This is a genomic window from Vibrio sp. Isolate33, assembly GCF_022397895.1.
In the GTDB taxonomy this organism is placed as follows: Bacteria; Pseudomonadota; Gammaproteobacteria; order Enterobacterales; family Vibrionaceae; genus Vibrio; species Vibrio pomeroyi.
In genome coordinates, this window is record NZ_JAKEUP010000001.1 from 475117 (window position 1) to 497565 (window position 22449).

The window sequence follows — 22449 nt, forward strand, 5'->3', positions numbered from 1 at the left end:
CTCTCACTTACTGACACGAACGCGAATGGTTGAAGCAAGCGCACACTCTCATAAGCAGGTCATCTACTTCATCAGCTTAGGCTCTGGTAAAACGGGCGGCGTGCTATCCATATAAGTTAAGAAGTTTTCCCACACCTCATGTGTTCTTTGCTTGGTGAGTTTGGTTTTGCAAGAAAGTGCCATCAAGCCACGAATAGAGCCATCGCGCCATTGGGTATATACAGAGTCACAATGCGCTGTCATGTACGCTTGCCAACTCTCTTGAGCGACCTTTATGGAACTCACCAACTCCTCGTCATACGCGTTGTGTTCAAAGCTCGATTCAAGGTATTGATCAAGTTCCACTTGTGCAGATTCCAACTCAATCGACGCACAGTGGTTAATTTCTAACGTCGTCATCGCATTTTCACAATCGACAGCCTGTTCATCTGCTAATACAGAGCCAGACAGCAAAGTGAATGCGAGTACTGATATCAATCTTTTCATAAACATCCTAAATATTGTCACCCGTGAATGGTTCGATGACATTTCCTTATAACCTTGTTTAACTTGTGACCATATCAGCTAATTAGATTGAACATGGCTCAATATTTAAATCTCTTTCGATCTTTAAGCAAATAACATCAAAAATTATCGGGATATAAGCGCTTGTTATACGTATGAATCATGCAAAATATCACCAACTCCACCAAGAAAAAACGAGATAACATCAAGATTTCGCTGGTAAAAATGGAAAACATATTATCTTTATCAATAATTCATGCGCGTATTCACAATATTTATTATTACTATTGCTACGTAATCGTTAAATTTATAAATTAAATTGAATGCTCACCCAATCGGTAACGCTTCTCCGACTATGGATATCAAGTACCAACATTTTGCCAAGACTTCGTTCTACTTTGCCATTTCTTTCTTCTTCTCTATGGCATTGCTTATCCCGTTTACACCGTCTCACTACCAGAATTTAACCCAAGACACATCAAAGCTCGTCGAAACACGACTTGAAGGCATCCAATCAAGGTTCAACCGTTTTTTGTCGGGCATCACCCCAGACCAATCTTGCGATGCAATTGTTAGAGAGCTAAGACAAAACGTTTTTGATGCCGATTGGGTAAAAGAAGCCGCCGTATTCAACAAACAGAACCGATTTTATTGTTCGACCACCGATGGTGAGGTTTCGTTTCGCCTTTACAGCACGATCAGAGAAAGACTCAACGACGATCCAAATTTAACCACCCTATCGTATTCCAATTCAGCCATCACCCAAGTGCAATCCATCATGCTTATTTTCTCGAATAAGGAAGATGCAGGGGTGAGCCTGATGATTCCGCCGCACTTTATCTATGACATTGTAGAAGCGAACCTTCACAATCATGGCATTCAGGCCAAAGTTGATGTAATCCAAAGAGATATCCACCCTTCGAATATCGACGCATCCATTGCCAAAGTGCGGATACAATCGAACATCTACCCGCTGACCATCACCTCATACATTGGCTATCAGTATTATCTGCATTTCTTGTTGAGCTACTTGTGGTTTGGCTTTTTGATGGCTGGAATTACCACCATCATTCTTCTTTCTCTCAAGCATAAAAAACAGAGCCAACGCAGCTTAGAGTACTCGTTGTCTAGCGCACTCAAAAACAAACACCTACATGTTCACATGCAGCCTATCGTTAACCGAAACACAACTGAAATTGTGGGCTGTGAGTCGCTGCTCAGGTGGAACGACCCTATTGAAGGCAATGTATCCCCTGCCATCTTCATCCCTCTTGCAGAGAGCTTAGGGTTGATTGAAGACCTAACCTACTTTGTGTTGCGTGAAGTGCTGTACACAATGAAGAATCATCGCGAGCTGTTTGAGTCAAAATACATCAGCGTCAATATCAGCCGAAACGTTGTCTCTAACAGTAACTTCGCAAACAAAGTGATTAGTATCTACAAAAAGAATCCAGACATTCTCAAGCAAGTGGTTTTTGAAGTGACAGAAGATGGCGAGTGTTCTGATGCGGATATGGTAAAGATCAAAAACAACTTAACCAAGCTTGCTGATTTAGGCGTGAGAGTCGCGATTGATGACTTTGGTACTGGCTATGCGGGCTTGGATTTTGTGAGACAATTTCCGTTCAGCATTCTCAAGATCGACCGTGTGTTTGTGAAGAACATTTCTGACGAATCAAGCCTTGGTATCCCTTTGCTGGAGTCCATGCTTCAGTTGTCACAAACCTTAGGCATGCAAGTCATCGTTGAAGGCGTTGAGTACGAATCCCAAGTAAACATTTTGTCTAAACTGGGTGTCGATTATATCCAAGGCTTCTACTTTTATAAGCCGATGCCAATCAACCTAACAATAAGCTTGCTCAGGCAGCAACATGTAGAATCTAGCCTTGGTTTTCCTGCGTCATCGCCTTCGACTACAGCGTTAGAGTAACCTAGGCGCGATTGATACATTGTGTATCATTGATGTTTACCTAAAGCCTCGAAATAATAGAGCTAGAGCCCTGTTTTTAGTGCCCTAGCTCTACTTTTCGTTAACTACTATACCCAACCACACACTATGCATTTGTACACCCAACAATCTCACCTACACTAACAATAGGTTTTTAGTGTGTGGAATGCGTGTCTTTATGTTTGCGAGTTGGTTTGATGATATATCCCTACAATGGAAGTTATTAGTCAGTTTTTCCACCCCTATTGCGTTAATGGTTCTCGTCTCGTTTTCTGTCCATCAAAACACGCAGTCCATCGTCGAAGATAACCATTGGGTGGTTCACACCCACAAGGCCATTGCTCGCGCTCAAGAACTCCTTAACCTTGCGATTGATATGGAAACAGGCCAACGTGGATACCTGATTACCGGTGATCCTGTCTTCCTAGAACCTTACGATCTTGCACTTGATGTGTGGAATCAAAAAATCAGTACCTTGAGTGATCAAGTCAGTGATAACCCACCCCAAGTTGAACGACTAAAGCGCATAGATGATCTTCACGAAGCATGGCTAGCAGAAGCCGGAGAAAAAGAAATCGCTCAACGTAGCCTCGTCGGTAATGGCTACACCACAATGCAGAATGTTATCGAGCTAACTCAGAAACAAACCGGAAAGAAAATCATTGATGAGATTCGCAGCGAAATAGCCGTATTCATAGAAATTGAACAGAAACTCATTCAGATTCGAGTCGAAAAGTCCGAAAACTCCGCAAGCCAAACCACCTATGTACTGTTTCTTGGAACACTACTTTCAACGTTTATTTCGCTGCTTGTTGTTACATGGTCGTCAAACAGAATCAATAAACGTATTCACCTACTTCTCAATGCTGCAAACCAAGTGTCGGCAGGTCATTTGAAACAAGTCGCTTCAACCTTAGAACGTAACCCTTCAATGAAAGGTAAAGACGAGGTGGCTCAGCTCACCCACAGCTTCCACAAAATGGCGACAAACCTAGTAAGAAGTAACAGCCAGATGGAAGCATCCAATCAGGAACTGATCGCGGAACGTAAAAAAGCCGAAGCCGCTGCCAAGGCAAAAAGCGAGTTTCTTTCAACCATGAGTCACGAAATACGTACCCCGATGAATGGTGTGCTCGGAATCTCGCAAATCATCGCTTCTCAAACCAAAGAGCCCTCAACCAAAGAGAACATCAATGTCATCCTCGATTCAGGTCAGCACCTCATGACCATACTCAATGACATCCTAGACTTCTCTAAAGTTGAAGAGAACAAGCTTGAATTGGACATAGCGCCGTTTAACTTTGAACAAGTCATTAAACCGGTTTGTAGCGCTATCAAACCCATGGCCGATGAGAAAAGTATCCGCTTGATTGTCGAGAACGAGGTGCCTAACAACATCGACATCGTTGGTGATTGTGCAAGGTTACGACAAATCTTGTTTAACCTAGGCGGTAACGCAACCAAGTTCACCAACGAAGGCCATGTGTTGATTCAAGCCGAGCTTAACCAACCCATGAACGAACTATTACTGACAGTCACGGATACTGGCGTCGGCATTCCACAAGATAAGCATCAGCACATCTTTAACTCATTCGAGCAAGCAGACGCATCAACCACCAGAAAGTTTGGCGGTACAGGACTTGGCCTTGCGATTGTTAAGAAGCTTGTCGAATTAATGGAAGGACAGATAACGCTAAACAGCGCTGTTGGGTTGGGCACTAAATTCAAAGTATCACTTCCCATCATGTGGCAAGAACGCCAAGCAACCGACATACACCCCAACCTACTGAGCACAGCAGAGCCGTTCAATACACCATTGAATGTGCTTCTGGTGGAAGACAACCGAATTAACGCGATTGTGGCAAAAGGCTTTTGTGAAAACCTCGGCTACCATGTCGAGCTAGCTGAAAACGGAAGAATCGCAACGGAATACCTCAAAACGGCTAAGTATGATCTTATCTTAATGGATAACCACATGCCTGAGATGAACGGGATTGAGGCAACACAGTTTATTAGGCAACAACTTGGTTTAGAGACGTTGATCTTTGCGTATACCGCAGATGTGTTCCGCGAGGCACATGACAGCTTTATTGAAGCAGGCGCAGACCACGTTTTGACTAAGCCTCTACAGCAAGAAAGCTTCTTCGATGCACTGCAGCAGTTCTCGTCACGCCTTCCCAAACAAGCCAGCAGCGATAAAACCATCGACCCAACCAGCAACGTGATAGAACTTCACCGAGAACCGATTGAAAAACTGAGCCTGACTGAAGAAGAGATAAGCAAATCTGAAGTGATTCAATCATTCAAAGAGAACCACCATGAGTTGATCATACTGCTAGAGTCGACATCCAGAGAGCTTGAGGAGTCGATAGACCAACTCATCGAGTACTACATGCAACATAACATCAACTCACTAAGGCAAACCCTGCACTCCATTAAAGGGATGTCGTTGAACCTTGGCTTGAAAATGCTCTCTCACCAAGCCCTTACCCTTGAGAAACAAGTAAGGCATCAACAATTGCCAGACATCGAGCAACTTCAAAAACTCATCAACCGCATCTTAGTGAATGAACATCAGGCTCAGCGCATGATGATGGCTTATGCTCCGCAACTGCCTAATCGAACGGGTTAGGTGTGTTAGGATCATAGACACCAACCTTCTTTTAGCAAACAAGCCATACTCAAACCGCCATTTAGGCTTTCAATCACAAGCGATTCAACCAGACACTCCTTGTTACATAAGGCTTTGAAAAACCGCGAAAGAAAAACCAACGGCCATGGGTCTCCTTTGATGGACATTTAACTTCATCGCATCTTGAGTGCACAAAAGGAATATCATGGAAAAGACACTTCAAACCAAACTGGCAACCAGCCTACTGCTGCTGAGAATCGGCATTTTTATCGTCTTCTTGTTCTGGGGCTTAGATAAGATCCTAGTACCTGAACACGCTACAAAGGTGCTGTCTGGCTTTTACGGCATCGACATGCCGGTGAATGCGATGATGGCGCTGGGTGTCGCTCAACTCGGATTTTTAGGCGCGTTCGTCGTCGGCATGTGGAAGAAGTACACCTACGGTGCGATTTTGGTCCTGCATGCAGGTTCTACCTTCGCCTCTTTCGCAAAGTACATGGACCCGTTCAATAACCTACTGTTCTTTGCCTCTTGGCCAATGCTCGCAGCCTGTGTTGCACTCTTCTTACTGCGCGACTACGACACTTATAGTGTTGCTAACTAACACAAAGGGCGCCTGTTGGCGCCCTTTGTGACTCTTTAATACTAGTTATGCGTCTTTAAAGTTTGCCTTTTTTTGTACCTGCAACTCCGCAACAGGCTTAGCTCTTCGATATAACGCAAGCAACATTTTAAGCTGAACTAGTTCATCACCTTTGGATAGTTGGTGTAGCGCTTTAACTTGCTTTGAAGTTAACTTGAATGTTTCATGTAGGTCTACTACCGATTTTTTAACAAAAGCAATTTCGTCTCTCAATTGCTTTGCTTCCAAATCCTTGATCTTTAGCTGAGTGAGTTTCCTCTTTTGATATTGAGAATAAATAACATGATACGTGCCTGCTGCACTTGTAATTGCACCAGCAAGAGCACTAACGATAATGCCAATATCTTTGGCTACTTCAATTAAAAGTGTAAGTTCAATATAACCTGGTGAAGCATATTGAATCCGTTTGACCACAGGTTGCTCCTCATGGCTAACAAACTTTCCGACAATACTGAAAAAGCCAACGACGCTTCCACCACCAAGCCAAGGCATCCGCTCAAATTCTAAGTTAGAAAACTTTCCTTCATCGATTGCTCGCAACGCATGGAAAAAGCCATAAAGCTGCTGGTATTCTTTAGTGAGAATTGTAAAGTCTTCCAATTTCCAACGTTCAGCCAACAGTATTGTTGATTGACCTTTATTCATAAATTGCCTCTGGACACATAACGCCGCATACCGCCTTAAACACTAAAAACCAACGCATAGTAAAAATGCCACGCGTTGCGAATCCCTATTAAACAGTTTGTTATACCTATATATACGCCTTGGGGTTAACTCTGTTAGTCTTGATAAGTTTAAGTAAACCTTTAGATTCATGTTGTTCAATGCATTCATTGTTGTCACAAAAAAGAACGATAGCTTTATTCCCATTTTTCTTTGAACTTGGGTAAATAATACCGTCTACTTTTCTGCTATCTAGAGTAGAGTGGATAAACCTGAAATGCTCACTGACAATCTGAGTAGGAACGTATTCTATATGCTCAAGACCATCCTTAGATACAGGAGCAGTAAAGTCTTCCAGAAACTCATAAATAAACTCTAACTTATGCCGATAGTTGCGTTCAACGCCACTAAAGAAGCCTTTGGGATTAGGAAGTTTACTGAAATCAACAAGTTTCAAATCCCTTGTCACTTCAAATGTTCCTACCGTCGCAACTTTATCTTCACTACTAACCTCATATGTTTCAGCTATAGCGGTGCGTCGTTCAAACGCGCCGTAAAACATAGAAATTCCGGATGGACTCATACGGTTAGCGAAAGTTGAATACTCTAATGGAGGAGAACCTAATTGCTTTGCAGTACTCAGCTTCTCTTTTCTGTCGTGGATTCGCACACGCAGTACAGTACTATTAGCTGGTAACGTTTTATACAGATTAAGTGATTCAACAATGTCACTTAAGGAATCCATGAAATACTGTGCAGGGATTTCTTCATATCCACCATACTCATTTTCTTCTACTGTTCTGTAGAAAGAATAACGTGATTTGTGTTTGACTAGATCTACAAATTTTTTCCAACCAAAGATGTATGCCTGCGAGGGAGATAGCTGATAAAAGTCTTGTTTACACCATTGTTTTCCTTCTAATGATGAAAGTACATCATCTTGCAGTTCCATGCTTTCAAACGGAATACCAATTCTGTCTAGCAAATCGTATGAATCGAAAACGTCGCCACACCAACCACGATCCCAAGCTACTCCAACATCATTTGGGTCTCCATATTCTTGAGTGATACAGGCAACAAGATGTTTCATCACCATGTCAAAGTGAACGACATTCCTTAATTTGTTACCACAGTAGGAACATGCACCTCTTTCGCCTTTCTCACGAACATACGACGCTAAATCTTGTTCGCCTACACATCCTGAACAAAGGTACTTTTCACCAATGGAGTAGAAACCTCTTCTTTCTTCCTCCATCATAAAGTCTTTTACACGTCCCATAATCCACCAAATCAAAAGTATAGGTATAACGCCTTGCTAAGGTGTGAGCAACGTAATACCGAAGCCGCCGCATGCCACCTTAAACACTAGACGCAACGCATAGCAAAATTGCCAAGCGTTGCGAATCACTCTTAAACAGTTTGTTATATTTTTAAGCGACTTTAGCCTGAGGTGGCTTTTGAATATGCTCAAGAATTGAATGATACATACCCTTATAGTCATGTTCCACAACTTCGAACTCTACGACTTCAACGTTAAAGGATTCTAAGAGTTCCTTTTTCTCTAGCGGAATACCTTTACTGTCATAGAAGTAAACTTTGTTGTTAACTAAACCATCAGCATAAAATCGAGCACGTTTATTAAGCAACCACCAAATATCTGTTTCACTGTAATCTAACGAGAAACCCAGTATGTGAACATCGCCGCTAAAGAAAAGATCGACCCATGATGTTTGACAGTATTCGTTTGAAGCTAACTTTTCACGTATTGAATTAACAGAAACTGTATTACCACTAACCTTATGAAGGTACTTACCTTTTACGTAACTATCTAGTTTGCTGACCGAACCGCAGTAATGGTCAAGACCGAGCATAATTGACTTTGGATGGTCAATTTCACCATGTATGTTCCATAGTAACTTTTCACCGCTAGCAGTTTTATAACTGCGCTTTCGGCGTAAACTATAAATGTCTTCAGTGCTCAATTTCTGTGGATTACAATCTATAGCCTGCTCGAAGGCATAGTCGTAATTAGTGGTGATATAGTCAGTAAAAGGCATCTCAGTTAGTAGTTCGAATATTTCATTGGAACCCTGTGACTTCATAGCATCTGCGATATGCTGCTTTAACTGCAACTCATCTGATTTTTCGCTTACCTCTGGTTTGTGCTTTCCCAAAAATATACGTTCGTAGACCATCGTATTTGGTAGATCCTGATGGTCGAACTGATTTTCATTCTTTATATTGTTTAGTAAGTCATTCCAACTGACTGCATTATCCGAAATCCGATTCAGACCATTTCCAAAAAAGACTGTGTTTTTCATAACTTTCCAAAAAATATAACGCCACATTAAGGTGTGAGCAACGCAATGCCGAAGCTCCCGCATACCACCTTAAACACTAAAACCAACGCATCGTATAAATACCACGCGTTGCGAATCATTTTTAAACAGATTGTTATATGGCAGTTTATTGCGAAACCGTTGCTATCCAGTCCACGCCTTCTTTCCTTACTGTAGCATTTCGTAAAACTGGATCTATTCCGGCAATTTTCGAACGCCCATTAGAGTCATGTCCACCATGTATCATATTAAAGACCTGATAGCTATAACCTTCGTTTTCAACTAAATCTATATGTTTCAGTGCTTGGCTATACCCTAAGGCTTCTCGCTCCTTTCCTTTCCAACTCTCACAAAGAATCACAACATTATTTTCATCAACATATGCGGTGTTCCAGGCACCAAAAGCAATTACTTTTTTCTCCTGATTAACGAACGACCAAGACCACAACCAATTAGCACACGTAAAACCTTCGTCTTCCATAAATTGTTTGCGTTTAACGTCACTTTCTGGAACCAATTTTTTATACAAAACCGTATCTTGATATTGCGAGTAGTTAACGATGTGAGCCATTAATTTGCGACCTTGCTCATCACCTTGTTTCTCGGCGTTAGCGTATAACACTTGTAATTTATCCGATGAATAATCCCCACCGGAAATACGCTTTAACATTTTATCAAATAACTCAAGTTTCATTACTCACCTTCTATTGCGTCGATTTCTTGTTACTTATTGGATTTGCCATATAACGCCCAATTAAAGTGTGAAGCACGCGACCACGACACTTAACTAGACCACCGCAAACACTAAACTCAATCCAAACCAAAAATGCCAAGTGTGCTGAATCACTTTTAAATTGTTTGTTAGGCTTTTTATTTTAGGCTCTTCAATAAATCATTTACTTCTTTCTCTGCTGACTGATCATGACCATCAAATCTAGGAGCATTAGTCAACGTGATTTTCCTACCGTTCCAGTATTGTTCTTGAATCCCTAGTTTAATTTGGTTACAAAAACTAATGATGCCCTCTAACTCGGTAATATTAGTTTTTCCAAACAACTCTTCATTTTTGCCTATTTTCGAAAAATCTTTGTGCGCCATAACTTTGTTTCTAATTGGCTTAAATTTTGTTTCATAGGTTGTTTTATGACCTGAAATTTCCTCTTTGAGCCTTTTCATATCTCCTTGGTTGGGATAATACGCTCCATTTAAGTACTCTTCCAACCACTCAGGTTCTTCATCATACCCATCCATTTTTCTGGACTTGAGGTTAATCCGATCAAACTCGTTAATGTTTTTTGAACAGTAGCGGGCTAACCTATGAATTGAAAAAGAGCCACCATTAGAGTCAAAAATACGCCCTAAAGATATGAATGTGGTCGTTTGTAACGAATGCAAGAATATGTTCCAACTAGAAGGTGTTCTATTTAGTGCAGCTAGAATTTGTTTGTCTGCTGAGGCTATTGAGTTCACATACTTCCATGTGAAGTGAGCTATAGTGAGAATAGCGACTTCATTGGAGAACTCTTTCAAATAATCATCTACGTTTTTCATTATTTCTCCATTACTCGATTAAAAGCCTAACAGCTATATTAGACAGAATAATTCTGTCTAGTAATCTAAACAATTCAGGAACTGTCTAATAACTCATTTAATAACAGAACCTTACCTGATTACTTCTTTATCAAACATGACAAAAAGCAGAAAAATTCCATATAGTCTCCGCAAAATATAGAAAGTAGCTCAATGTGTGAGTTAGTCGTCATCTTGATCGTTGACCTCTTCATCGCATCCTAGGCATTTTGGTTCAATATCTGTAGGTAGCATGATGATTAAGCCGCAGTGTGGGCACAGGTCGCCTTGGTTATACATGGTCACTCCTAAGCAGCGCTGAATTCGCCAGTGTATGAGATAAGGCCGGTTTTCTTGCCTTTGAGTAGAATGGTTACGCCGTGGTCGTTCATGCCTGTTATTTGCCAACCGAGCTTTTCAGCCTTGGTTAATGTGGTAAGGGCTTTGGGTTTATCTTCAAGGCTTTCCATAATCGCAGCTACGTCGGTCTCTTCGCCAATCGCTTCAATGAGTATCGGGTTGTCGTAGTCGACTTCGGCTAGCGTTTTGCCCTGCTCGTTCACTGTTAGCGATAAAATGCGAAATACGACCTTGTCGTTGTAATCGACAATGTGAGATTTGCCTGCGTCATCTACGTATCCGTCTATTGCAACAATGTAACCCGGCTTACCTTGGTCAATAGCTTTAACGTGTTTAGCGCGCTCTACTCCACCCGCTCGGGTTCTACCATCGTTGTCTGTTTCCATGCTGCTGTTAGCAATATCGAACTTATCTCCGACTTTAGTGCGGTTCCATGCTCGTAGGTAAATCCCTTTGGCGTTCTCACTTCCCCAAGACCACACGGTGTTATGAAGCGGAGCCTCAAGTTTATGCTCAAAGAACTTAGAAATGGCTAACTTAGACATCAACTTACCTCTACCTGAAAATTACAGAACGACATACCAACACGTAAGCATAATATGTGAAACTTGTCGTTTAACCAATCGGTACCGCATACTTAAAAACGAAAACGCCGACGTTATTGTCGGCGCTTAACTTTAGGTATTAATAGGTTAGAGGTAGTCGGCTACTTCGCCATGGTACTCAAAAACTCGGCTTCAAACTCTTCATCGGCTTCTCGTGTTAGGCACTCCACCAGCCAATCAATACTTTGATGGTCGAGCTTACTGTTCACCACAAAGGCTTGCTTTACGCCAAATTGACCTAGCTTGGCTGAGCCGTAGTTCTTGAATGATTTATTGCCGTGGTAATGGAGTGATTTAATCGCCTCTGCGTTGGGCTCTGGTAAGGCATCGAGGGTGTTGGCAAGCTGAATCACCAACTCCATTGGGTTCTTAGATGATGAGATGCGATACAGAAAACCGCCTTCCACTCTTTGGCGTACCCAATAATCAAAGCCGCTGCAATCCATCACCTTGTCACTGACCAGTGCGGCTTCACTGCGATAGCCACAAGGCTCTACGACAACGGGTGTGTGTTTGAATTCTGGCTGGCCTGATGCGGCATCGGTATGAGGTAAAATCAGATCACATGGTTTGCTGTCTTTGGCGGTCGGGGCGTTCCAGTGGATAGGCATGAAGACTTGTTCCCGGCGCATCTCTTTGGTTACCACTAAACGAGCTTGGCACTCCCCTTGTGCACTGCGCACTTTCACTACCGGATTAATAATCGCTTGGTTGAAGGCATCTAGCCCAAATTCATCTAAACCAAGCTCTGCAACGGTATCTGGGTGCATGGCAACAAAGGGTTCTGGTGTGTGTTCACCTAAACCTGCGGCTAAGCCCGTGCGGCTCATGGTGTGCCATTGGTCTCGGATTCGGCCTGTGTTCATGATAAGTGGGAATTCGACACTGGTATCAGCAATCGGCTTGTCGTGCTCAACGGCAATAAACTGCGCTTTGCCAGATTCAGTAAAGAACTCGCCATTGGTGAACATGCGCTGTTCAATGATCTCTGGTTGATATTCGAGCACTGGCCATTGTTGTGGAGTGAGTTCACCATAACCTTTCTCATCTAACTGAGTAAGACCGATTAAGCACAAGTCACGCGCTTTACCTGTTTCATTACCGAGCGCCGTCATCTCGCAATACTCTTTGAAAATCTCGCCTTCGTGGCGGTAATCAAACTGGTCTTTGAATCCCATTTTTTGTGCGACTTCTTTTAAGATCCACCAATCAGGTTTCGCTTCTCCAGGGCTTGGTAACACTCGGCGTTGGCGTGAGATTCGACGTTCCGAGTTGGTTACTGTGCCTGACTTTTCACTCCACCCTTGCGCGGGTAGCACCACATCGGCCAAGCGTGTGGTTTCCGTATCGGCAATGCAGTCCGACACCACCACAAACGGGCACTTCTCTAATGCGGTTTTGATCTTTTCGCTATCTGGCAAACTCACGACTGGGTTGGTTGCCATGATCCACACGGCTTTTATCTTACCGTCGTTCATCGCATCAAATAGGTCGATGGCTTTTAAGCCTGCGCGAGTCGCTAAGCTGTCAGTTTGCCAAAACTCACTGACGGTTTGGTGTGACTGCGGATCGCCAAATTCAAAGTGCGCCGCTAAGGTATTGGCTAAGCCACCCACTTCTCGGCCGCCCATTGCGTTTGGCTGGCCTGTTACTGAGAAAGGCCCCATACCCGGTTTACCGATTTTTCCGGTCGCTAAATGGCAGTTAATAATGGCGTTTACCTTGTCGCACCCTTGTGTGGATTGGTTTACGCCTTGGGAATAGATGGTGAGCACTTTCTCATTAGAAGCAAACAACTTGTAGAACTGTTCGAGTTGCAGCTCTGTAAGCCCTGTTAGTTCGGGAACACTTTTGTCGCCCCAACCTGATTCTGTATAACGGTAATGCGTTGCGGATCGAATGGCTTCAGTAAAGCCTTGGGTGTGATGTTCAATGTAGTCAGTGTCAAGCTGGTCGTTATCATCTAAATAGGCTAGCAAACCATTGAACAGTGCAACATCTGAGCCTGACTCCAATGCCAAGTGCATGTCGGCAATTTCACAGGTATCGGTATAACGCGGGTCAATCACGATCACTTTCAATGCAGGGTTGGCTTGTTTGGCCGCTCTTAACCTTTGGAATAGCACAGGGTGACACCAAGCGAGGTTTGAGCCAGTGATAACGACGACTTCTGCTTGTTCTAAATCTTCATAACAGACAGGAACGGTATCGGTGCCGAACGCACGTTTATGCCCAACCACACTCGATGCCATGCAAAGGCGAGAGTTACTGTCGATGTTGGCGCTACCAATAAAACCTTTCATCAGTTTGTTGGCGACATAGTAGTCTTCAGTCAGCAATTGGCCTGATACATAGAAGGCGACCGAATCTGGCCCATGTTCTTTAATCGCTTGGGCAAACTTATCTGCCACCAATTGTGAAGCCTCGCCCCAAGGCAATTGCTGTTGCTCGTTCTCTACTCGCTGCATCGGCTGAGTTAAACGGCCAATTGGCGTCACGGTGTCGCCCAACGCTGCGCCCTTAGTACACAGCTTGCCGTAATTCGATGGGTGGTCTTTATCGCCACGCACTTCCAGTTTCCCCGAAGAAGTGGGCCTCACTTCAATGCCACAACCTACGCCACAGTAAGCACACGTTGATTTAATCCAATCCTTGTTTGAACTCATCACTCTTCCCTCGTGCAATGTTCTTATGTTTCTCATCTAGCGAACAGAGCGTCGTTTGTTACCCTTGCTCAGCCATGAAATTTTGTCTTTTTAATTACAGCAATTTGCACGCCACTATTTACACCTTTCCACAACAAGAAAAATAACCATTATTTACAAAGACTTAAAATAAGATCACTTACAAAAAATAATGTTAATTAAATGTAACTAGCGAAATATTGAGATTTTTGCACCATGTTGATCAATTTTGCACCACAAAGGCTCATTTTCATAAATATTCTCTTTTTTAAATCTACCACTTTAGGGGTAATTGAGCCATTTGCAATTTAATTAAACTACTGATTTAAATGATTATTTTTATTTTTCTCGATATCTATTTTTATCTGGCATCCTACTTGCTGCCCTATTTGCCAACAACTCAAAATTTACAGTTTTCAGTTCATTGGAAGAACAGCACATTATCCACCAGAGAGTGGGCAGTTTAGAAACGCTAGGAAGCCAGCAAAAAAGGAATTTACTATGAGCAAACAAAAGATTGTCGTCGTTGGTAATGGCATGGTTGGCCACAAATTTATCGACAACATCATTCAAGCTGATTCAGACCAATATGAAGTTATTACCTTCAGTGAAGAATCGCGCCTTGCCTACGACCGTGTTCAACTTACGGCCTACTTCAGCGGTAAGACAGCCGACGATTTGGCTTTAACAAGCGAAGCTTATTACCAAGAAAACGGCGTTAAGTATCTGATTAACGCACAAGTCACTGAGCTTGATACAACAAATCAAACGGTTATTACCGACAGCGGCCACGTTGAAAGCTACGACAAGCTGATTCTTGCAACGGGTTCATTCCCGTTTGTACCACCGATTCCGGGTAACGATCAGGAACACTGCCATGTGTACCGTACGATTGAAGATCTCGATGCGATTGAGCTATCGGGTAAACAGAGCAAATCGGGCGTGGTCATTGGTGGTGGCTTGCTGGGTTTGGAAGCAGCGAACGCGGTTAAGAACCTTGGCCTAGAAACTCATGTGGTTGAGTTTGCTCCTCGCCTGATGGCAGTTCAATTGGATGATGGTGGCGGTGCGCTACTAAGACGTAAAATTGAAGACTTGGGTGTGCAAGTTCACACCGAGAAAGCGACCTCTGAAATTGTGGCGGGTGAAACGTCTCGCTACCGCATGAACTTTGCTGACGGTACACATCTGGAAACCGATATGATCGTGTTCTCTGCAGGTATTCGCCCGCAAGATGCGCTGGCTCGCAGCTCTGACATCGCCATTGGTGAACGTGGCGGCATTGTGATTGACGACAACTGCCAAACCAACCTCGACAACGTGTACGCGATTGGTGAATGTGCCCTATGGGACAACAAGATCTTTGGCTTAGTGGCTCCGGGCTATTCAATGGCGAAGGTGGCTGCAAGTCATATCCTTTCTAATGGTGAAGATGAGAGCAGCTTTACCGGCGCCGACATGAGCACCAAGCTTAAATTACTGGGTGTAGACGTAGCCAGTATTGGTGAAGTGCACGGCAAAACCGAAGGCGCTCAGTCTTACACCTACAACGATGAAATTGAACAGGTTTATAAGCGTTTGATTGTCTCTGCTGATGGTAAGAAGATCGTCGGTGCCGTATTAGTCGGTGATGCAGACGCGTACGGTTCACTGCTGCAAATCAAGCAAAATGATATGCCTCTACCAGAGAACCCTTCTGTACTGATTCTTCCAAACCTTGCTGACGACTCAGGCAGCGCAATGGGTGTCGAAGCCCTCCCAGACAGCGCCGTGATTTGTTCATGTTTCGATGTGACCAAAGGCGATATCAAAGAAGCGGTGTCAGCAGGTTGCACCACAATGTCTGCATTGAAAGAGACAACCAACGCGTCTACAGGTTGTGGTGGTTGTTCTGCCCTAGCGAAACAAGTACTCGACAGCGAACTGAGCAACCTAGGCGTAGAAGTATCGAACGATATCTGTGAGCACTTTGCTTATTCTCGCCAAGAACTGACCGACATTATCCGCGTCAATAAGATCAAAACATTCGATGAGCTGCTTGAATCTCATGGTCAAGGCCTTGGTTGTACCGTGTGTAAGCCTGCGGTCGGTTCGATTCTCGCCTCTTACTGGAACGATTACATCCTTAAAGATGAACACATCGAGCTGCAAGACACCAACGACATCTACCTTGGCAACATGCAAAAAGATGGCACCTACTCAGTGGTTCCACGTATTGCAGGCGGTGAAATCACGCCAGACAAACTGATTGTGCTGGGTGAAGTGGCTAAGGAATACGACCTTTACACCAAGATCACTGGCGGTCAGCGTGTCGACCTGTTTGGTGCTCAACTTAATGAACTGCCGGCTATCTGGAAGAAGCTGATTGATGCGGGCTTTGAAACTGGCCACGCCTACGGCAAGTCGGTTCGTACGGTGAAATCTTGTGTGGGCAGCACGTGGTGTCGCTACGGCGTTAACGACAGTGTTGGCCTCGCGATTAAACTAGAGAACCGCTACAAGGGCTTGCGTTCACCACACAAGATCAAATTTGCGGTATCTGGCTGTACTCGTGAGTGTGCCGAGGCTCAATCAAAAGACATCGGTGTTATCGCCACAGACAAAGGTTGGAACCTTTATGTATGTGGTAATGGCGGTATGCGCCCACGTCATGCCGACCTATTCGCGACCGACTTAGACGAGCAAACTCTCATTCAATACATCGACCGCGTGTTGATGTTCTACACACGTACTGCTGACCGCCTGCAACGTACTTCTGTTTGGATGGAAAACTTAGAGGGTGGCTTGGAGTATCTCAAAGAGGTAGTGATTGAAGACAAACTCAGTGTCGCCGCTGAGCTAGAAGCCGACATCGCGCTCAACATCGAAAACTACCAGTGTGAGTGGAAAACCACTATCGAGAATCCAGTGAAGATGAAGCGCTTCCAACACTACATCAACAGTGAAGAAATGGACTCTAGCCTCTCGTTCATTAAAGAGCGCGAACAACGCTTCCCGAAACCTTCGGTCAACACCGACCAAGAAGCGGAACGTAACCAAGCGTTAAACAGCACTGAACAGATTGAAATTACGGAAGTCTCGTAGCCAGTTTGGTCGTTAGCAGCACCTTCGATCTCGGCAACATGCTGCTAGCGACCTTCTTTACGGCCTTCTTTTTTAGGAAATGGAACAAAATCAAAGACTCAACAAATTGACAAGGAGACTGTCATGGAAAACTGGACCACTGTTTGCTCGCAAGAGGAACTGTCACCCAATGCGGGTGTGTGCGCCAAAGTAGCTGATCATCAAGTCGCCATCTTTTACTGCAAACGCAGCGACAAGCTTTATGGCCTATCGAATTTCGACCCTGTGGGGAAAGCCAACGTTATGTCTCGCGGCATTATCGGCTCGTTAAGTGGAGAACCCTATGTGGCCTCTCCGCTCTACAAGCAGCATTACCATCTAGAGACTGGCGCTTGTTTGGAAGAACCTGAACATGCCCTAACCCGTTTTGAAGTGCGCCGACAAGGCAATCAGATTCAAGTACTGGCACCCGAAGCGTTGGCAAGTTAATCATCTGACGACTAGTTAGCAATTAGCAACAAGTGTTCAACTAACAACAAGTTATCGCCTAACTAAAAGGTTGTACTTTCAAATTCACCCATTAACATGCCTTAGCCGCCTATAATTAACAGTCTAGGCAAGCTACGGAGTTGGCATGTGGACGGCTAGATAACTCTAGACTCTTTCCATATTTAAAGGATTTAAAACATGGATAACTCAAAATTTTCGCTGTTTTCGTTTACAGGTAAGATGAAGGTCTTACACCTTAGCTGGATGGCCTTTTTTATCACGTTTGTAGTGTGGTTTAACTTTGCACCCCTGCTACAAATGGTAAAAACCAGCCTAGGATTGACCACTGAAGAGATCAAAACCCTTCTTATCTTAAACGTTGCCTTAACCATTCCGGCGCGTGTCGCCATTGGTATGCTCACCGACCGTTATGGTCCAAGGCTCGTCTACTCTTTGCTACTCGCGATCTGTTCGATCCCGTGTTTCATGTTCGCACTGGCTGATTCTTTCATTCAAGCCGCTATCGCTCGTTTCCTACTGGGCTTCATCGGTGCAGGTTTCGTGGTTGGTATTCGCCTTGTTTCTGAATGGTTCCCACACAATGAATTAGGTACTGCAGAAGGTATCTACGGTGGTTGGGGTAACTTTGGTTCAGCTGCGGCAGCATTCACACTTCCTACACTGGCATTGGTATTTGGCGGTGATGAAGGCTGGCGTTATGCGGTCGGTATCACAGGTGTAATGAGCCTACTGTTCTCAGTGGTGTTCTACAAAAACGTATCCGACACGCCAAAAGGTTCTACTTACTTCAAGCCTGCTCAAGTAACAGCAATGGAAGTGACGTCTAAGGGTGACTTTTTCTTTCTACTCTTCATGAAGATCCCTATGTACGCGGCACTGGCTCTACTGGCTTGGAAACTGTCTCCATCAGGTATTGGCATGCTTTCAGACACAGCAGTTTACGGTGTGTATGTAGTGCTTGCTGCCCTGTATGTTTACGAAGTATCTCAGGTTTGGAAAGTAAACAAGAACGTATTTAAAGAAGAAGTGCCAGAGATTCACCAGTACAAATTTAAGCAAGTTGCGGTACTGAACGTTCTTTACTTCGCGACCTTTGGTTCTGAGCTAGCGGTAGTTTCTATGCTGCCTCTGTTCTTCTCTGAAACTTTTGAATTAACGCCAGTTCTAGCAGGTATGGTGGCTTCGGCATACGCCTTCATGAACTTGATGTCTCGCCCAGGTGGCGGTTGGATCTCGGACAAATTCGGTCGTAAACCAACGCTACTTATCTTAACAGCAGGTTTGGCTGTGGGTTACTTCGCAATGGGTCAAGTAGACAGCACATGGCCTGTATGGCTAGCGGTTGTTGCTGCAATGGCATGTTCTTTCTTCGTACAAGCGGGTGAAGGTGCGGTGTTTGCGACAGTACCACTGATTAAGCGTCGTATGACAGGCCAGATTGCAGGTATGACAGGCGCTTACGGTAACGTGGGTGCGGTGGTTTACCTAACGGTACTTTCATTCGTAAGTTACCAAACTTTCTTCTTAGTGATTGCTGCAACGGCGGTTCTCGGCTTCGTTACTCTGATGTTCATGGAAGAACCCAACGGTCAAATTGCCGAAGTGAACGACGACGGTAGCGTGACGCTAATTAACGTCTCGAGCTAATCACTTATTGAATCGGGAGAAGTAACCGGGCTTGCGACACTCGGTTACTTCGTTCAAAGGCTCTGCATTCGCTAGAGCTTTTGTTCTTTCTCAGGTTTGCTCTTAAGCAGACGAGAAAACGGCCAGTTAAGAAGAAGACCAGTTATGACGATTTCATTCAGCCAAGGGCAAGTCATCAAGCCAGAAACCAATAACCAACTGACTTTGAAGTTTGGTGGTTATTCGAATAAAGGCGTACGTGATGAAAACCAAGACGCCATCATTGTAAAACACCCGAAGACTCGCGTAGAGCAAGAACTAAAAGGCAGTGTTGCCTGCATAGCCGACGGTGCCAGTTGCAGTGAACACGGCCAGAAAGCCAGTCACACCAGTGTGATGCAGTTTATTGACGACTATTACGCGACCCCACAAAGTTGGAGTATTCAGCGTTCGGCGCAAAAAGTCCTAACCTCGCTCAATTCTTGGCTCTTCAACACCTCAGTTTCTCACATTCACCCTTCGCAGCAAGTTAACCACAATGCCCTAGTATCGACTTTCAGCTGTGTGATATTGAAATCGAACACCGCTCATCTATTCCATGTTGGTGACAGCCGCATTTACTTGCTAAGAGATGGAGAATTACGCCAACTGACCCGCGACCACACTCGCAAGAACATGGGACAGAAGCATTACTTAACCAGAGCATTGGGCATGGATAATCAGCTCAACGTTGACTATCAAACCTTACCCATCAAGAAGAATGACCGCTTTATCCTCACATCGGATGGTGTGCATGAGTTCGTTTCCCCTAACACGTTTAAAGAGCACATCGATAAACCCGGTGCAGATTTCGAACACGCGGCTCAAACCATCTGTAACACAGCGTTAAGCCACAATAGTGCAGACAATGTGAGCTGCTTGATTGTCGAAGTTACTCACCTCCCTACACCGTCATTAATCGAATTTCACGAAAAGCTCTCTAAGCGCGCGATTCCACCAGCGCTAAAGCTTGGCCAGAGCATCGACAACTTTATGGTACTTGAGGTGTTATATGCAGGCACTCGAAGCCATGTGTATCGTGTGATGCAGAAAGAGACACAAACCGAATTCGTCCTCAAAGTACCTTCGGTTCAATACCATGATGACCCAGCTCAGCTAAGGGCTTTCTTTAACGAGCAATGGGCTGGCATGCTATTGAAAAATAAGAAAGTCATGAAGGTTTACCCAACGCCAGAACACTCTCAATTCCTATATCAAATTTGCGAATTGGTTGAAGGTGTCACGCTAAGGCAGTGGATGTACGACAACCCTAAGCCCTCGCTCGAACAAGTGCGTGAGATACTCGAGAAAATCACTCAAGGCATTCGTGTATTGCAACGAGCCGACATGGTGCACAGAGACTTAAAACCAGAAAACATCATGATTCAGCGCGATGGCGACATCAAGATCATCGACCTTGGTGCGGTGTTAGTAAGAGGAATTGAAGAGGGAGAACAAACAGACAAAGACCCAACGCCACTCGGCGCGGTGAATTACATTGCACCAGAGAGCATTAAGTACAACACAGCTACGACAAGCTCGGATTTGTTCTCTATCGCGGTAATCGGTTATGAAATGCTAACGGGCGAATTACCCTACTCTGAAATGAGCGCGCAATCGCTCAAGCAATCACGCCATCATCAATGGGAATACCAACCGCTGACACAAAAACGAACGGATTTACCGGCTTGGATTGATTTAGTTTTGCAAAAGGCGTGTGCAGAATCACCGACCAAGCGATATCAGGTTTTAGGCGATTTTGTGGCAGACCTCTACACACCCAATCAAAACCTAATGAAGCACAAAGCCAAGCAACCTTTGATAAACCGCCACCCTATTCAGTTCTGGAAGGTGTTGGCTCTATTGCTCGGCGTTGTCGCTATCGTAGAGTTAGTCTTATTGCTTGGTTCTAGCTAACGGTTAAACAAAAGCTAGCCGTTAAGCTCTGACTAACTGTTAAACGAAAGCTAGCCTCGTTTGACTAAGCTTCTTGGCACAAGCTCGATACCCGCTTGGTAACGCTTAGCCGACGCATTTAATGCCAAAGCAAATGCACTGTCTGCGATGACCTCAAATTGCTGCGGCAGTGAATGAACTTTGAAAGGCAAGAAATCCAATAAGCGGTTATCACCAAAGGTTGCCAGTTTCACTTGATTGATCAGCTCTGGTTTTTCAACCATCACATCCAATACACCTTCTAGCAAGGTGTAAGACATAGTCACAATCGCATCGGGCACTGTACCTTTAGCAATCCACTCTTCAAACACTTCTCGACCGGATTCACGATCAAAGTGCTCACCATAACCCACAACCATCGGCTTGTTTTCTGTCAGCCCTGTTTGTTGAGTATGCGCTTTATTTGCGGCTTCAAAACCTAGCTGACGTTCGCGTGAGATATTTAAATCTGGCAGTGCACCTATCAAACCAACACTATGAATGCTGTCATCAAGAATAGAATGCGTCAGTTCAAACGCGGCTTCGAAATCTTCACTGATCACACAAGCGAAGTGTTCATCGTCTAACGGACGGTCAATCGCAATCACAGGCGTGCCCGAGTTTTGCAACTTTAAGTAGAACTCATTGGCGTCTGGCATTGAGCTTGCCACCAACAAGGCATCAATACGACGACTCACCAAAGCTTCGGCTACTTTACGTTCGGTTTCTGCATCATCATCTGAGCAGCCAATCAGGATTTGATAGCCCACTTTACGTGAGTTCTGCTCTATCAATTTTGCTAAACGCGCGTAACTGCTGTTTTCCAGATCAGGAATAATCAAACCAAATGAACGGCTATTACCAGCACGCAACGACGAAGCAGCATGGTCTGGACGGTAGTTATACTCTTCCACCACCGCCATCACTTTTTGCTGCGTCTTCTCACTGATTCTGTATTTCTGCGCCTTGCCATTAATCACATAGCTGGCTGTGGTTTTCGACACACCGGCTAGTTTGGCAATTTCATCTAGTGTCATATGGGTGACCTGTATTTTGTGCGTAGGATCATATAACCAATCTTCTGATCCTTGGATTAGTTGAATTATATGCTGAATCGATTCAGTATAAAAGCTGAAAGGATTCAGCAAAATCTGAAAAGTGACTTCAATCATCCTTTTGAATGGATTGAGCGTCATTTGTTGTAATTCAACTTCTCGTTGTTAACGAAACTGAAATTACGACACGCAGCAAAACTATTTTGAAAACCAAAATCGGCTTTGCTGAATTTTTTTACACTGAATGCTGAACCGATTCAGCAAACATAAAGCA

General features: G+C 44.2%; 16 protein-coding genes. 7 read left to right on the forward strand and 9 right to left on the reverse strand.

Annotated features, from left to right (window positions below; translation table 11 throughout):
• Window positions 1–63: 63 nt before the first annotated feature.
• On the reverse strand, window positions 64–486 hold the full coding sequence (locus tag L1D37_RS01960) for a lysozyme inhibitor LprI family protein (RefSeq protein ID WP_239846676.1): 423 nt from the start codon (window positions 484–486) through the stop codon (window positions 64–66).
• Window positions 487–859: 373 nt separating this feature from the next.
• On the opposite strand from L1D37_RS01960, the gene L1D37_RS01965 reads away from it, so the two are divergent.
• From L1D37_RS01965 to L1D37_RS01975, 3 genes are all read left to right on the forward strand, one after another.
• Window positions 860–2434 carry an EAL domain-containing protein gene (locus L1D37_RS01965; protein WP_239846875.1) on the forward strand — a complete coding sequence of 525 codons (1575 nt, stop codon included), beginning with the start codon at window positions 860–862 and terminating at the stop codon, window positions 2432–2434.
• Between the two features lie 196 nt (window positions 2435–2630).
• On the forward strand, window positions 2631–5084 hold the full coding sequence (locus tag L1D37_RS01970; protein WP_239846876.1) for a CHASE3 domain-containing protein: 2454 nt from the start codon (window positions 2631–2633) through the stop codon (window positions 5082–5084).
• A 205-nt stretch (window positions 5085–5289) separates the two neighbouring features.
• Window positions 5290–5688 (forward strand): hypothetical protein, encoded by a 399-nt coding sequence (locus L1D37_RS01975; RefSeq protein ID WP_239846677.1) that lies wholly within the window; start codon window positions 5290–5292, stop codon window positions 5686–5688.
• A gap of 45 nt (window positions 5689–5733) precedes the next feature.
• Here L1D37_RS01975 and L1D37_RS01980 read toward each other — a convergent pair whose 3' ends face one another.
• The 7 genes from L1D37_RS01980 to L1D37_RS02025 form a co-directional block, all read right to left on the reverse strand.
• On the reverse strand, window positions 5734–6372 hold the full coding sequence (locus tag L1D37_RS01980) for a hypothetical protein (protein ID WP_239846678.1): 639 nt from the start codon (window positions 6370–6372) through the stop codon (window positions 5734–5736).
• A 106-nt stretch (window positions 6373–6478) separates the two neighbouring features.
• A complete protein-coding gene (locus tag L1D37_RS01990; RefSeq protein WP_239846679.1) occupies window positions 6479–7669 on the reverse strand; it encodes a HEPN-associated N-terminal domain-containing protein in 1191 nt (396 codons plus the stop codon).
• 151 nt (window positions 7670–7820) lie between these two features.
• Window positions 7821–8711 (reverse strand): SIR2 family protein, encoded by an 891-nt coding sequence (locus L1D37_RS02000; RefSeq protein ID WP_239846681.1) that lies wholly within the window; start codon window positions 8709–8711, stop codon window positions 7821–7823.
• Window positions 8712–8856: 145 nt separating this feature from the next.
• The gene (locus tag L1D37_RS02010; RefSeq protein WP_239846683.1) at window positions 8857–9423 is read right to left on the reverse strand and encodes a hypothetical protein; all 567 of its coding nucleotides are present in this window, start codon (window positions 9421–9423) and stop codon (window positions 8857–8859) included.
• 176 nt (window positions 9424–9599) lie between these two features.
• Window positions 9600–10280, reverse strand: coding sequence for a hypothetical protein (locus L1D37_RS02015; RefSeq protein WP_239846684.1), 681 nt, complete (start codon window positions 10278–10280; stop codon window positions 9600–9602).
• Window positions 10281–10606: 326 nt separating this feature from the next.
• Entirely contained in the window at window positions 10607–11203 is a 597-nt protein-coding gene (locus L1D37_RS02020; RefSeq protein ID WP_239846685.1) for a hypothetical protein, read from the reverse strand.
• 161 nt (window positions 11204–11364) lie between these two features.
• Window positions 11365–13947, reverse strand: coding sequence for a nitrate reductase (locus tag L1D37_RS02025; RefSeq protein ID WP_239846877.1), 2583 nt, complete (start codon window positions 13945–13947; stop codon window positions 11365–11367).
• Between the two features lie 501 nt (window positions 13948–14448).
• Here L1D37_RS02025 and nirB point away from each other — a divergent pair.
• From nirB to L1D37_RS02045, 4 genes are all read left to right on the forward strand, one after another.
• Window positions 14449–17031: a nitrite reductase large subunit NirB gene (gene nirB, locus L1D37_RS02030; protein ID WP_239846686.1), complete on the forward strand. Its 2583-nt coding sequence runs from the start codon at window positions 14449–14451 to the stop codon at window positions 17029–17031.
• A gap of 123 nt (window positions 17032–17154) precedes the next feature.
• Entirely contained in the window at window positions 17155–17499 is a 345-nt protein-coding gene (gene nirD / locus L1D37_RS02035; RefSeq protein WP_061031137.1) for a nitrite reductase small subunit NirD, read from the forward strand.
• Window positions 17500–17697: 198 nt separating this feature from the next.
• On the forward strand, window positions 17698–19167 hold the full coding sequence (locus tag L1D37_RS02040) for a NarK family nitrate/nitrite MFS transporter (RefSeq protein ID WP_239846687.1): 1470 nt from the start codon (window positions 17698–17700) through the stop codon (window positions 19165–19167).
• Between the two features lie 144 nt (window positions 19168–19311).
• Complete coding sequence (locus L1D37_RS02045; RefSeq protein WP_239846688.1) at window positions 19312–21102, forward strand: bifunctional protein-serine/threonine kinase/phosphatase; 1791 nt, start codon at window positions 19312–19314, stop codon at window positions 21100–21102.
• Between the two features lie 50 nt (window positions 21103–21152).
• Here L1D37_RS02045 and cra read toward each other — a convergent pair whose 3' ends face one another.
• The gene (gene cra / locus L1D37_RS02050) at window positions 21153–22157 is read right to left on the reverse strand and encodes a catabolite repressor/activator (RefSeq protein ID WP_076668000.1); all 1005 of its coding nucleotides are present in this window, start codon (window positions 22155–22157) and stop codon (window positions 21153–21155) included.
• Window positions 22158–22449: the final 292 nt, after the last annotated feature.